The organism is Actinomyces oris, assembly GCF_006546825.1.
Taxonomy (GTDB): Bacteria; Actinomycetota; Actinomycetes; order Actinomycetales; family Actinomycetaceae; genus Actinomyces; species Actinomyces oris.
This window is the reverse complement of sequence record NZ_VICC01000006.1, coordinates 1-12,840: the sequence shown is the minus strand read 5'-3', so window position 1 is coordinate 12,840 and position 12,840 is coordinate 1. Positions and strand designations below refer to the sequence as shown.

At 71.3% G+C, this 12,840-nt stretch carries 12 protein-coding genes; 1 reads left to right on the top strand and 11 read right to left on the bottom strand.

Features of this window, described 5'->3' with window-relative positions:
* Positions 1–42: 42 nt before the first annotated feature.
* The 11 genes from FK267_RS07515 to FK267_RS07465 all read right to left on the bottom strand — a co-directional run bounded on the left by FK267_RS07515 (position 43) and on the right by FK267_RS07465 (position 12,110).
* Positions 43–1,200, bottom strand: coding sequence for a glycosyltransferase family 4 protein (locus tag FK267_RS07515; protein ID WP_141406827.1), 1,158 nt, complete (start codon positions 1,198–1,200; stop codon positions 43–45).
* On the bottom strand, positions 1,197–2,843 hold the full coding sequence (murJ, locus tag FK267_RS07510) for a murein biosynthesis integral membrane protein MurJ (protein WP_141406826.1): 1,647 nt from the start codon (positions 2,841–2,843) through the stop codon (positions 1,197–1,199). The genes FK267_RS07515 and murJ overlap by 4 nt, the downstream gene beginning before the upstream one ends.
* Positions 2,843–3,760 (bottom strand): hypothetical protein, encoded by a 918-nt coding sequence (locus FK267_RS07505; RefSeq protein ID WP_141406825.1) that lies wholly within the window; start codon positions 3,758–3,760, stop codon positions 2,843–2,845. Before FK267_RS07505 ends, murJ begins: the two co-directional genes overlap by 1 nt.
* 104 nt (positions 3,761–3,864) lie before the next feature.
* Entirely contained in the window at positions 3,865–4,800 is a 936-nt protein-coding gene (locus FK267_RS07500) for a copper transporter (protein WP_141406824.1), read from the bottom strand.
* Between the two features lie 58 nt (positions 4,801–4,858).
* Positions 4,859–6,064 carry a putative cytokinetic ring protein SteA gene (gene steA / locus FK267_RS07495; protein ID WP_141406823.1) on the bottom strand — a complete coding sequence of 402 codons (1,206 nt, stop codon included), beginning with the start codon at positions 6,062–6,064 and terminating at the stop codon, positions 4,859–4,861.
* The gene (recN, locus tag FK267_RS07490) at positions 6,061–7,869 is read right to left on the bottom strand and encodes a DNA repair protein RecN (RefSeq protein WP_141406822.1); all 1,809 of its coding nucleotides are present in this window, start codon (positions 7,867–7,869) and stop codon (positions 6,061–6,063) included. The genes steA and recN overlap by 4 nt, the downstream gene beginning before the upstream one ends.
* Positions 7,866–8,825, bottom strand: a complete 960-nt coding sequence (locus FK267_RS07485; protein WP_141407168.1) for an NAD kinase — start codon at positions 8,823–8,825, stop codon at positions 7,866–7,868. The genes recN and FK267_RS07485 overlap by 4 nt, the downstream gene beginning before the upstream one ends.
* Before the next feature lie 125 nt (positions 8,826–8,950).
* The gene (locus FK267_RS07480; protein ID WP_075378982.1) at positions 8,951–9,823 is read right to left on the bottom strand and encodes a TlyA family RNA methyltransferase; all 873 of its coding nucleotides are present in this window, start codon (positions 9,821–9,823) and stop codon (positions 8,951–8,953) included.
* A 1-nt stretch (position 9,824) separates the two neighbouring features.
* On the bottom strand, positions 9,825–10,079 hold the full coding sequence (locus tag FK267_RS07475; RefSeq protein ID WP_141406821.1) for a hypothetical protein: 255 nt from the start codon (positions 10,077–10,079) through the stop codon (positions 9,825–9,827).
* Between the two features lie 85 nt (positions 10,080–10,164).
* Positions 10,165–11,265 carry an HAD-IIA family hydrolase gene (locus FK267_RS07470; protein WP_141406820.1) on the bottom strand — a complete coding sequence of 367 codons (1,101 nt, stop codon included), beginning with the start codon at positions 11,263–11,265 and terminating at the stop codon, positions 10,165–10,167.
* Positions 11,262–12,110, bottom strand: coding sequence for a hypothetical protein (locus FK267_RS07465; RefSeq protein WP_141406819.1), 849 nt, complete (start codon positions 12,108–12,110; stop codon positions 11,262–11,264). The genes FK267_RS07470 and FK267_RS07465 overlap by 4 nt, the downstream gene beginning before the upstream one ends.
* On the opposite strand from FK267_RS07465, the gene FK267_RS07460 reads away from it, so the two are divergent.
* Positions 12,078–12,674, top strand: coding sequence for a hypothetical protein (locus FK267_RS07460; RefSeq protein WP_141406818.1), 597 nt, complete (start codon positions 12,078–12,080; stop codon positions 12,672–12,674). The genes FK267_RS07465 and FK267_RS07460 overlap by 33 nt on opposite strands.
* Positions 12,675–12,840: the final 166 nt, after the last annotated feature.

Here is a 12,840-nt window from a genome sequence, read left to right as displayed (position 1 = left end):
GGCGCTCGGGCACCACGATGCTACCGCTCGGGACAGGGCGGCTCAGTGCAGGTCGAGGACCGTCTGTCGCAGCTGGGCCGCCAGGTCCTCGAGCCCGGGAAGGCCTCTGGCCGCCGCCTGCGCGCGCTCAGCGGCGCGGGTGCGGGCCTCGGGGTCGCTCAGGAGGGTTCGAACTGCCTCCGCGACGGCCTGGGCCTGAGGGTCCACGAGGACGGCTCCTCCTCTGGCGGTCACGGCGGTGCCTCCGACGTCGGTGGCCACGATCGCGGCGCCTGCGCGCAGAGCCTCCTGGATGGTGAGGGGCTGGCCCTCCCACAGGCTGGTCTGGACGACGACGTCAGCGACCTCCATGAGGGCCGGGGCATCGCTTCGCCGCCCCAGGAGGGTGACCGGGAGCTGTTCGGCGGCGATGCGCTCAGCGGCCTGCTCGCGGCCGGGACCGTCCCCGGCGAGGGCCCAGGTGAAGGCGGTCAGCCGGCCGGCGTCAACCTCGCGGGAGAGGATCGCGGAGGCCTCGAGCAGCAGCGGCAGGCCCTTCTGGGGAGCCAGGCGGGCGACGGTCAGGAGGCGGGCCCCGCTTCGCGGCCAGGCATCCTCCGCCGCGGCCGCGTCGGAGGCGCCCGGTTCAGCGGGCTGCTGGGGTGGCACCGCGGGGATGATGGCGAGCTCGACGTGTGGGGCGCCGAGATCCTGGGCCCGTTCAGCCAGGTCGGGGCTGACCGCCAGGACGAGGTCGGCGCGCCGGGCGATGAGCCGCTCGAGCCTGTCCCCCACCAAGGTGGTCAGGCGCCCCCCGACGGTGAGGTTGTGGAGGGTGACGACCAGCCGCGTGCGTCCGCGGCGGCGTCGTCCCAGGGCCAGGGCGGCCAGGGCCCCGGCTCGCAGGCCGTGGGCGTGAAGGACGTCGGCGCGCCGGCCCAGGCGACGTAGCCTGGCCACGGCCAGGGTGTCGTTGAGGCTGGGGCGGGGGCCGATCTCGAGTGGCTCGGCGCGAGCCGGCTCGATATCCAGTCCGTCAAGGACCGCGGCGGGGGCCTCAACAATGACGTCGTGGCCGTCGGCGGCCAGGAGGCGGGCGCAGTCAGCCAGGTGGGCCCGCACCCCTCCGGCAGCCGATCCGCACACCTGGAGGATCCTCCGGCGCCCGACCTGCGGGTCCTGTACGGCACCGGGCTTATTCGTGGCGTCGACGTCGCTCATGGTTGCTCCTTGTCGTCCTTCGTTGTCACCGTCGGCCTGCCACCACGTACCGATGCCAGGAGGCTGCGGTCAGCCAGGTGGATGACCACCAGGACGAGGGCCGCGGCCACAGCGGCACCGATCACGGCGGTGATGACGGCCAGGGGCAGGGAGGTGACGCGGGTGGTCGCCTCTCGGACGGCCAGCCCGAGGACGAGGGCCACGGGCAGCCCCGCACCGAGCGCGGTCAGGGTCGCGCGCAGCACCCGGCCCCCCATGACTCGGGCCAGAACGATCAGCAGGCTCGCTCCCGCCACCGTCATCCCAATGGTCGTGCCCATTCCCAGGGCCACGAGGGTGGCGCGCCCGTCCCCACCTGCGGGCGCCATGAGGCGCACGCAGGCGGCACAGGCCACCGCCACGGTCAGCCAGCCGGCCGCGGTGGCGTGAGCGGCGGGCCGAGAGCGGTCGGCGGCGAACAGGACCCGGGTGACCTGGTAGATGAGGGCGTAGCCGATCAGTCCCGGAGCCAGGACGGCCAGCGCCTGGCCCATCCCGTCGACCTGCTTGAAGGAGAAGAAGCGCTCGGCGGCGGCGCTGGCGGCCAGCAGCATGGCGGTTCCGGCCACGGCGACGGCGGTGACCAGGGCCGTGGAGGTGGTCACCAGCCTCCTGACGTTCTCCTCGCCTGTGCCACCGGGACTGCCCGCCGACAGCTCGCGGGCCTCGAAGGCGGCGGTCAGGCGGGGGTAGAGGACGGTGGCCACGGGGACGGCCAGCACCGCGTAAGGAAGGACGTAGACGGCCTGCGTGTACTGATAGACCGCAGCAGTTCCGGTCTGCCCACCCCAACGGGCCATGGCCAGGACCACCAGGACGCTCACCTGCTGGGCCAGGATCGTCCACACCCCGGCCCCGCCGAGCCGTACCGCCCGCCGGGCCTGGGCTCCCCCGAGTCTCAGGGTGGGGCGCAGTCCCAGCCCCAGCCGGTGGACCGGCCACAGCAGCGGCAGGCTGAGGGCGGCCACCCCGAGGGTCGTCCCCCAGCCCAGCACCTGGAGGGCGAGGCTGGAGGCGGTCGCGTCGTCGTCGCCGGCCAGCACCCCGTAGAGGCCGTAGGTCGCCATGACCACGAGGCTGGAGAGCATCGGTGTCAGAGCCGGCCAGGTGAAGCGGTTGTGAGCCTGGAGGACGCCGGTGAGGACGACGGCCACCCCGTACATGGGCACCTGCAGGGCGAACATGCGCAGGAAGGAGGCGACGAGCTCGTGCTGGAGCGCCGGGTCCACGCCCTGGGAGGTGGGGAACAGGGAGGCGATCGGTGCGGCCAGGACGATGAGCCCCAGGGACAGTGGGGTCAGCACGGCCAGGACCAGACCGAGCAACCCCGAGGCGGTGGCGGTGACCTCCTCGCGCTTGCCCGCGGCGATCGGGGCGGCCAGGAGCGGAACGACGGTGGCGGCCAGGACCCCGCCGACGACGACCTCGTAGAGGGTGTTGGGCAGCTGGTTGGCCGTGGTGTAGGCGCCCGCCACCGTTCCGGTGCCGACGGTGGCGGCCTGGACGAGCCAGCGCAGGAACCCCAGGACGCGGGAGACGAGGGTCAGGCCGGCGACGGACCCGGCCACTGAGAGCAGTCCGTCGCGGCGTTGCTGGGTCGTCATCAGGGGCGGCGTCCCAGCCCGTCGAGTGCGGCCAGCACGGGGGTGTCGGTGATGACGCGGGAGAAGGAGACCTTCTCGCTGGCCAGGATGAGGCTCACCCCGCTCAGGGCGGCCCCGGCGCGCACCGCGGCGTGGGGGTGGCAGGCCAGGGCGGTGCCCAGCAGGGCGCCGACGGCGTTGGCCCCGGTGTCCCCCAGCATCGTGTTCTCCAGGAGGTCCTCCGGCAGGGCTGCGAGGCTGACTCCCAGGGTGCCCGCGGCCAGCATCCGGGTGGGCTCGCCGTCGCGTCCGGGGGTGGCCAGCAGCGGGGTGCTCACGATGCAGGCGGTCTTGAGCGCCCGTCCGGGGCGCAGGTCGAGCAGGTTGAGCAGGTTCGCCCAGGCTGCGATGACCACGGCGCTGGACGCGGCGTCGACGGCGCTGGACGCCAGCGGACGTGCGCCGGCGCCCGTGCTTCGGTGGCGGGCCAGGAGGACGCCGCCGACGAGCGCCCCTGAGCCGATGACGGCGATCTTGAGGGCTCCGGTGGTGACGTGCCCGTGGGCGAGGGCGGTGAGGTGACCCTTGAGACCCTTGGCGGGGGTGTCGCCGTCGTGGGCCCCGGCATCGAGGTCGTCGACCAGGCCGGCGCATCCCCCGGCCCCAGCCGCGATGGTGGCGGCCAGTCCTGCCCGTGAGGATGAGCCCGTCCTGCCCCGCAGGAGCCTGCCGGCCTCGATCCCAGTCGTCACGGCGCCGGCTGCTGCCCCGACTCCCCCGCGCAGGCTCACGGTGCGGCCGTGGAAGTTGGTGCGCTCCAGTCTCTGGGCAATGGGCGCCAAACAGGTGGACCAGGACAGGGCGGTGCCCGCCGCCTTGAGACCCGTCCTCGCCAGGTCTCGGGCGCAGGAGCTTACTCGCGTGATCGTGCCAGCCATGGACTCAGCCTAAGGCAGGGCGGGGACCGATCGCGGCGTCGCCACCCATGACGCGGCCGCAGCGTCCGGGCCGGCCGAGTCACCTGCGTCGCTGAGGACAGGGACTACTTGGTCACTGGCGGCATGACTGCCTCGGCCCCCTTGTCGAAGCCGTAGTGCCCGGTGGTTCCCGCACGGGTGGAGGCCAGGGCCAGGGGCGTGGAGACGGAGGCGGCGATCTGGCCGACGGAGTCGATGGTAGTCACCTTCGCCTTCTCGGAGCGGATGATGCTGACGACGCCGTCGTCACCGTCGGCGGAGCCGACGACGACTGTGGGCGCCCTGCCGGCGGTGCCCTCCAGCGCTTTGGCCCAGACCTTGGGGTCCTGGCCCGGTGAGGCCTCGACCGTGGCTCCCTTGCCGGAGGAGGCCTGCGGACGCGGCCCGACGACGACGATCATCTCGGCCGCAGCGGTGGGCGTGGAGTCCACGGAGATGAAGGGAGTGCCGGACTTGTCCACTGTCACCGACAGCATGTCCATGAGGACTCGGGAGGAGTCGTCGTTGGCGGTCAGGGCCTTGGCCAGGGCCTCCCCCAGGATGCCGTTGGCGTCCTTGGAGTTGGTGCTGCCCAGGTGTCCCTGGACCTGTCCGGAGAAGGTGGAGCGGTAGTTCTCCCGGGACAGGTCCACCCAGGTGCTGGTCAGGCTCACCCGGCCGGTGACGGTGGCGCCTGCGTTCTTGAGCTGGGCGGCGATGGCGTCGGCGTCCTCGGCCTTGGCGTCCGGCAGCAGCACCATGGCCACGTTCTTGGAGGCCAGGGTCCCGGGCAGGAGGCTGGTGGCAGCCTGAGTGATGTAGGAGTCCCGCTCGTTGACGGCCGTCTCAGTCTGCTCGAGCTTGGCCTGGGTGGCGTTGCGGTTCTCACGCAGGGCGGTGACCTGGTCGTTGAGCGCGGTTCCCAGGGAGTTCTGCAGCGGGCCGGCACCCAGGACGACCCCGACGGCGAGGGCCAGGAACACGGAGATGAGCGATACCAGGTGATAGCGGAAGTCGATCATGGTTGAAGACCTTGAAGATGACCGTGAGAGGGGCTGCCTCTCAGATGGGCGGGGGTCGTTAGACGGTGGGTGAGTTCGGGGCCAGGCCCAGCAGTGAGCGGAAGAAGTTGACGACGTCGTCCCACACGGCGCCGGACAGGCCCAGGAAGGTCTGTCCACCGGGGGTGGACATCAGGGCGATGGCCAGGGCGACGGTGCCTGCCAGGGCCAGGAACAGCAGCCACCACCCCGAGATGCGGGTGCGGTAGAGCTGGGAGACGCCCTTGGCGTCGATGAGGCGGCCGCCGACCTTGAGCCGGGTCAGGAAGGTCGAGGACATGCCGGCGCGTCCCTTGTCGAGGAACTCCAGCAAGGTGGCGTGCGTCCCCAGGGCCACGATGATCTCGGCGCCGGCCTCATCGGCCATGAGCATGGCGATGTCCTCGCTGGTGCCGGTGGCGGCGAAGACGTGGTGCTCGACCCCGAGCTCCTCGACATGGGCCAGGCCCGGGGCGCGTCCGTCGCGGTAGGCGTGGACGACGATCTCGGCGCCGCAGGTCAGTGCCTTGTCGGATACGGAGTCCATGTCGCCCACGATCAGCGTCGGTTTGAAGCCGGCGTCCAGGACGGCGTCGGCGCCTCCGTCGACACCGATGATGACGGGTTTGTACTCGCGGATGTAGGGCTTGAGCGCCTGCAGGTCCTCCTTGTAGGAGTAGCCGCGCACGACCACCAGGACGTGCTTGCCGCTCATCTGCGTGGTCAGCGAGGGCATGCCGACGCCGTTGAGGAGCAGGTCCCATTCCCCGCGCATGTACTCCATGGTATTGGCGGCGAAGGCCTCCAGCTGGACGGACAGGCCCTTCTGAGCCTCGTCCATGGCCTCGGCGACGGTCTGCTTGGTCTGGACCGATCCCTCGGCGATGACCTGTTCCTTGCCCTCGACCCGCACCGAGCCGTCCTCGACGGTGATGCGTTGGCCGTCGTGCAGGCGCATGATGTCGGGGCCCAGGTCGTCCACGAGCGGGATTCCAGCGTCGAGGAGGATTCCGGGGCCGAGGTTGGGGTAGCGCCCGGAGATGGACGGTGCGGCGTTGAGGACCGCGGAGGCGCCGCACTCCACCAGCGCTTCCGCGGCCACCCGATCGAGGTCGGTGTGGTCGATGATGGCGATCTCCCCGGGCTGGAGACGCTTGGTGAGCTTCTTCGTGCGCGCATCGACGCGCACGACACCGCTGGGATGCTCGGAGACGGACGCAGACTTTCTGCGGAAGGGATTCCTCACGGCTCGGATTGTCCCATGTCTGCTTCCTGGAGAAGCTCAGCGGCGTGCCGGACCGCGGTCTGGGAGTCCTCGTGGCCGGAGAGCATGCGGGCCAGCTCTCGTTGTCTCTCTTGGTCTTCGACGACGAAGACCTGTGTGCGGGTGCGCCCCGGCTGGGACTTTCTCACATTCCCTGCGACAGCCTCTGAGGGGCCGGGACGGGATTCAGGCTCGGTCACTGTCTCCTTGCGCACCACGAGGTGGGTGTCGGCCCAGGCCGCCACCTGGGCCAGGTGGGTGACGACGATGACCTGGTGGTGTCGCGCCAGACGGGCCAGGCGCCTGCCGATCTCCCGGGCGGCCCGGCCTCCCACCCCGGCGTCGATCTCGTCGAAGACGAGGGTGCGGGTGTGGGTCGAGGGGCGAGCCAGGGCTGCGGCGTCGGCGAGCACCACCTCCAGGGCGAGCATGATGCGGGACAGCTCGCCTCCCGATGCCCCCTTCCCCAGGGGCAGGGCTGGCGCGCCGGGGTGTGAGACGAGTAAGAGGGCGACGCTCTCAAGGCCGGTCGGCCCGGGCTCCTCAAGCCGGTCCAGCTCGACGACGAGCCGAGCGCCTTTCATCTCCAGGCCCTCCAGCTCGGCGGTGACGGCCTGCTCAAGGCGCTCGCCGAGCTGCTGACGCGCCCGGCTCAGCTCGGAACCAACACCGGCCAGCTCCTCGTCAGCGGCGGCCAGACGCTCGGCCAGGACGGTAGCGGTGTCCTGGGGGCCGTCGATCTCGGCCAGGCGCGAGGCGGCGCGCTGCCCCCAGGCCAGGAGGGCGTCGACGTCGTCGAGCTGCTCCTGAGGCCCGCCGATCTCCCGGCAGGCGCGGGCGAGCTCTCCTCGGCGGTCCTGGACCTGGGCGAGGCGAGCCGGGTCGGCGCTCAGTGAGGACAGGTACCCGCCCAGCTCGGCGGCGATATCGGCTGCGTCGATGCCCAGTCGCTGGGTGCGTGTGGCCAGTTCGGCCAGGGCGGGGTCGCGGTCGGACTCGGCGGCCAGGCTGCGGTGGGCGTGGGCGATGAGGGAGACGACGTCGGGCGCCTGCCCGGTGGCGGACTCCTCCCCGCTGAGTGCGGTGCGGGCCCCGGTGGCGGCCCGGCGCAGGTCCTCGGCGTGGTCGAGTCTCTCGGCCTCCGCCGTCAGGTCCCGGTCCTCACCGCTGCGGGGGGCGACCTCCTCCAGGGCCTCGAGCCAGGTGCGCAGCTGGGCGACCTCGACGGCTCGAGCCTGAGCGGATGCCTGCCACTCCTGGAGCTCCTGGTCGGCCTGTCGGCGCGCCTGGTAGGCCCGGGCGTAGCGGCGGCACAGGGCGGCGTGATCCTGGCCGCCCAGTGAGTCCAGGGCAGCGCGTTGGGCCGCGGTCGAGCGCAGTCGCAGCTGGTCTGCCTGGCCGTGGACGGAGACCAGCCGGCCACCGACCTCGCTGAGGACCGAGGCCGGCACGGAACGCCCTCCCAGGTAGGCGCGGGAGCGTCCGGAGGCGGGGACCGTGCGGGAGGCCAGGAGGAGGTCATCGTCGAGATCGCCCCCGGCCTCGACGACGCGGGCGGCGACACGCGAGTCCGGGTCGACCAGGAACGCGCCCTCGACCAGGCTGCGCTCGGCACCGGTGCGCACGATGGTGGTCTCAGCCCGTTGCCCCAGCAGCAGTCCGAGCGAGGTGAGTACCATCGTCTTGCCGGCGCCGGTCTCACCGGTCAGGGCGGTCAGGCCGCGGCTGAGGGGAAGATCGGCCTCCTCGATGACACCGAGGTCCTCGATGTGCAAAGACTCGATCACGCCGTGCCTCCCGAGGAGTCCGGCCGGCTTCCGCCTTTGGTGCTCGTGTCGGCGGAGGAGACCATCGGCTGGTGCAGCGCGTCCTCCTCGGGTGAGTAGGCCTCATCGGCGCTGCTGGAGGCCCGCCACCCCTCCACGGGCAGGTCGAACTTGCGCACCAGGCGGCTGGCGAAGGGGGCCTGGTTGAAACGTGCCAGCCGCACCGGACGCTCCGCCCGGGTAACCCGGATCCTGGCACCGACCGGCACGTCCAGGCTGCGTCTGCCGTCGCACCAGATCTCGGCGCCTCCGAAGCCCACCCGCTGGACGACGACCTCCATGCAGGAGTTGGGGCCCAGGACTAGGGGGCGGGTGAACAGGGCGTGCGCGGCCACGGGAACCAGGAGGAGCGCCTCGACCTCGGGCCAGATGACGGGGCCCCCGCAGGAGAAGGCGTAGGCGGTCGAGCCGGTGGGGGTGGACATGATGAGGCCGTCGCAGCCGAAGGAGGAGACGGCCTGGCCGTCGACGCCGATGGCGACCTCGATCATGCGGGCGCGGTCGCGCTTCTCCAGGGCCGCCTCGTTGAGTGCCCAGTCTCGCGTGACCGTCCCGTCAGGACAGATGACCTCCACGTCCAGGGTGGTGCGGGTCTCGACCGTGTAACGGCCGGCGACCAGGTCCGCGACGACCTGCTCGATGCCGTCGGGGTCGGCCTCAGCCAGGAAGCCGACGTGGCCGGTGTTGATGCCCACCAGGGGGATGTCCCGTTCGCGGGCGATCTCGAAGGCGCGCAGGATCGTGCCGTCGCCGCCGAGCACCAGGACGAGGTCGACGTGGTCGGTGCAGTCCGGGCCGACCGGCTCGACACCTCGGGCGCGCAGCGCCTCAGAGGCCCGAGCCACGGCGGTGGCCGTGGGAGCACTGGGCCTGGGGACGGGGACGGGCTTGTCGTTGAGCTCGCGCTGCAGCAGCATGACGCGCGAGATCGTCCGTCCGTGCTGCTCCGTTCCCGGCTGCTGCGAGGGCCAGCGGAGACCGGCAGGGTCGGCGGGGTCGGCCGGCCGCGCCGCAGCACTGGTGTCTGAGGGGCTCAGCTTGCTCATGGGTGGGTCCTTGTTCTGCGTCGTCGTGTACCGCCCGCCGCGGGGCCGGCGGCGACGGCGTCCTCGATGCTGGAGCGCAGCTCGTCCCCGTTCAGGTCCCCGGGGCAACCGGCGCGGGAGGCGTGCATGCTCAGGAAGTACTCAACGTTACCGGCCGGTCCTGGCAGAGGGGAGGCGGTCACGGCCTCGACTCCCACGCCCAGGGAATGGGCCCGCTCGGCCACCGTCATGACGGTGTCCACATGGAGCTCTGGGTCGCGCACCACTCCCCCGTGCCCGATCCGGTCCTTGCCCACCTCGAACTGGGGCTTGACCATGAGCAGGAGGTCGGCGTCATCGGCCGCGGCGCGCAGCAGCGGTTCGAGGACCAGGGTCAGGGAGATGAAGGACAGGTCTCCCACGACGAGCTCCGGGGCGGGGGCGACGACCTCGGGATCCAGTGTGCGGATGTTCGTGCGGTCCAGGGCGGTGACGCGGGGGTCGGAGCGCAGCGACCAGGCCAGCTGGCCGTATCCGACGTCGACGGCCACGACGTGCTCAGCACCGCGGCGCAGGAGGACGTCGGTGAAGCCACCGGTCGAGGCGCCGGCGTCCAGGCAGCGGCGTCCCTCGACGCGGGGTGCCAGGCCGCGGCGGCCCAGCGCGTCCAGCGCGCCGGCGAGCTTGTGGGCACCGCGGGAGACGTAGTCGTCTCCGGAGGGCACCAGGATCTCGATGGCCTGGGCCGGGTTGACCTGACGGGCGGGTTTGGTGACGACCTCGCCGTCGAGGGTGACGTGACCGTCGGCGATGAGCGTGGCGGCATGGGTGCGGGAGCGGGCCAGCCCGCGGCGCACGAGCTCTGAGTCGATGCGGATGAGCCTGGCCATATCAGCCTTCCGCCTTGTGCAGGACGGAGGCGAGGTCCTCGTGAATGGCGGCCAGGGCGGCTGCGCGCTCCTCCAGGGGCATCTGAGTGATCTGGGCGAGCTCATCGGTGTGGTCGTGGAGGCCTTGGGCCGCCGTCAGAGCGACGTCGGCTCGCGGGGGTGCAGGCACCGGCGGCCGATGAGCCGGCCGGTATGCGGAGTCCGCCGTCGCCGGCGTCTCCTCCCCGACGTCGGTTCTCGACTCGTTGCCGCTCATTCCTGACTCCCATCGGCATTGCTCGCGTTGGCGCTGTGGTTCCTCATCTCCTCCGGTAGGAGCCTCACCGGCCCCAGCCGGGATCTCAGGGCTCAATCACCTCGATCTCGGGCACCTCCAGCGTCGCGGCCTCACCCTGGCGGTCCTGAGCGTCTGCCCAGTCCCAGGCGGCCACGGCCAGCGCCCGGTAGGAGTCCAGGTCGATACGCACCGCACTGCCGTCCGGGGACGTCACAGCGCCAAAGTCCTGAAGCTCGAGCCGGGAGCCGAGGACTCGGGCACTGCGGTTGCCGACCCGCCACCACACCTGGCCGTCGACCTCGACTCGCACGGGCTCGGGGTGGGGCTCGGTCAGGCCACGCAGGTCGGTGTGGAGGAAGCTGGGACGCTCGGTGGCCGGCGCGCAAATGACGTCTCGCGCGTCGGAGACACCGGTGAGGACGTGGAGCCCCGGGATCCCGGCGGCCCGGGCCCCGACGTGGTCAGTGTTGAGCCGGTCGCCGACCGCCAAGGGCCTGGTACCACCGGCCCGTTTGAGGGCACGCGTGTAGATGCCTGGGAAGGGCTTGCCCCCGGCCAGGGGCTCCTTACCGGAGGCATGGACGATGGCGGCCACGAGGCTGCCGTTACCCAGGGCGAAGCCCCTCTCGGTGGGCAGGGTCGCATCAAGGTTGGTGGCCACGTGCAGGGCCCCGGCATTGATGGCGTAGACGCCCTCGGACAGCAGCGCCCAGTCGACCGCCGGGTCCCAGCCCTGGACGACGGCCACGGGCGCGTCCTGCGCACTGCTGGTCACCTGGAAGCCCTCGTCGAGGAGGGCCTGGCGGACGCCGTCGCCGCCGACGACGAGCACCATGGAGCCCGGTTCGACATGCTCGGTGAGCATGGCGGCCGCGTCCATGGCGGCGCTGAAGACCTCCGACGCCTCGGCGATGATGTCGTTGTCCGCCAGCTTGTCCACGACCGTCTGGGGCGCCCGTGAGGCGTTGTTGGTGACGAATGACAGATGCATTCCGGCCTTGCGGGCGGCGTTGACGTTGTCCGCCGCGTGGGGAACCCGGGCCTGGCCGGCGAAGCAGACGCCGTCGAGGTCCAGCAGGGCGACATCGTAGGCGGCGCACAGGGGCTGTTCGCTGCCGAGCAGGGTCGCAGGGGCGGCGGTATCAGAGGCCTGGGGCATGGTCATCGGGGCTCCTCAGAGGTGCTGGCGGAAGACGTCGGCGTGTCCGGTGCGTCCTGAAGCAGCTCGGCCATCTCGGCCTCGACGCGCTCGGCGAAGGACTGCGACCACTGAGCGTCCTCATCCTGGTTCACAGGCTCGTCGTACTCCTCGAGGTCCGCTGACGCCTCGTCCTGAGCCGGCTCTCCAGGAGCCTGTGAGGTCTCGGTCGTCTCGCTCACTGCATCACCGATCGTGTCCCCGTCGGAATCCGTGGCGGACTGAGTGCCGGAACTCTCCGGGGTGCTCTCCTCGTGGGCCTCGGAGTCATAGTCGTCCTCGATGTCGAAGACCTCGACCTCGTCCTCCTCGACCGGCTCTGGACCGATCCGGTCACGGATGGCCTCAGCCTCCCGGTTGCGTCCGAGCTCTGCGAGCCTGTCGGCACGCACAGAGTGCAGGCGTCTGAGGGTGTCACTGTCGGAGGGACGTGCCCTGATGGCGTCCTCGATGATGAGCAGACCGAGGTCGGTCTGGCCCATGTCGTGGCGAAGACTGGAGACGACCATGGCCAGCTCGGCCCGTTCAATGTCGTCGAGCTGGCGAGGGTCTGCCGCTTGAGCGGCTTGGAGGGCCTTGTCGAGGTTACCCAGTGCTCGCTCGCAGTCGACCTCGATGGCCCGGTGCAGGTCGAGGCCGGACAGGCGCCTGGCGGCGCGAATCTCTCGGAGCGCCTCGCTGTAGTGGCCAGCGAGATATGCCGCGATTCCGGCCGTCTCCCGGACGACGGCCACCCGGCCCGCGTGGGAGGCGGCGTAGCGAGCGTGCTCGTAGGCGGCTTGAGGATCGTCGTTGAGGAGGCGCTGAACCATGACCAGGTGCCGGGCAACGTTCTCAGCGTTGGCACGCCCCAGGGCGCGCAGCTCGGCCCTGGCGCCTCGTTCAAGATCAGCCGGCTCGACGTTGTCCGGGACCTTGGGTTCGGGGACGCGCTGACGCTGCGGCGGACGACCGCGACGATCGTCTCGCCTGTCGCGCGAGTCATTCCTCCCGGGGCGGTCGTTGAAACGACCTGGCCTGCGACCATTGCGGTCGCCACGCCTGCTACCGCCCTCACCGTCTCGACGCCGTTCGTCGCGCCAGTCGTCACGGTGCCGTCGATCGCCGCGAGCAGAGTGCTGCCCGCGGTTCGACCGCTGGGAGTGCACCCGAGAGCCGGAGGAATCGTCGTCCTGTCCCGCCCCCCGATCACTGCGACGAGGGCGACCGTCCTCCCCTGTAAAACGGCGACGTGCCCCGAAGCCGTGACGCTCATCGTTGCGGCGACGCCGGCCTGCCTCGCTGTGGTCCGAGCCGTGCTGACGGTCCTGATACGCCATGGTCCTTCTTTCACTCTGGCACTGCCGCCAGTTGCCCTGGTGCTGTCGTTTACCTGAGAGGAGCCTACCTGGGCCGAGGTGCTCAGGCGTAACGGGACTCGGCAACACGTGGTGTGGTGCGTGTCCGAGCGGTGGGCTTCGGAGGGGCGGGCCGTAGCGTTGTGGAGATTCGAGGCGAAGATGAGCGCTCCGGCAGACAACGGTTCAGCCCCGGGGGTGCTCC

Bases quoted from the DNA above. Each gene is read 5' to 3' on its own strand.
- FK267_RS07465 (WP_141406819.1), bottom strand. From the start codon at position 12,110: ATGGTTCAGCGCCTCCTCAACGACGATCCTCAAGCCGCCTACGAGCAC.
- FK267_RS07470 (WP_141406820.1), bottom strand. From the start codon at position 11,265: ATGACCATGCCCCAGGCCTCTGATACCGCCGCCCCTGCGACCCTGCTC.
- FK267_RS07500 (WP_141406824.1), bottom strand. From the start codon at position 4,800: ATGATCGACTTCCGCTATCACCTGGTATCGCTCATCTCCGTGTTCCTG.
- FK267_RS07480 (WP_075378982.1), bottom strand. From the start codon at position 9,823: ATGGCCAGGCTCATCCGCATCGACTCAGAGCTCGTGCGCCGCGGGCTG.
- FK267_RS07475 (WP_141406821.1), bottom strand. From the start codon at position 10,079: ATGAGCGGCAACGAGTCGAGAACCGACGTCGGGGAGGAGACGCCGGCG.
- FK267_RS07515 (WP_141406827.1), bottom strand. From the start codon at position 1,200: ATGAGCGACGTCGACGCCACGAATAAGCCCGGTGCCGTACAGGACCCG.
- FK267_RS07485 (WP_141407168.1), bottom strand. From the start codon at position 8,825: ATGCTGCTGCAGCGCGAGCTCAACGACAAGCCCGTCCCCGTCCCCAGG.
- FK267_RS07505 (WP_141406825.1), bottom strand. From the start codon at position 3,760: ATGGCTGGCACGATCACGCGAGTAAGCTCCTGCGCCCGAGACCTGGCG.
- murJ (WP_141406826.1), bottom strand. From the start codon at position 2,843: ATGACGACCCAGCAACGCCGCGACGGACTGCTCTCAGTGGCCGGGTCC.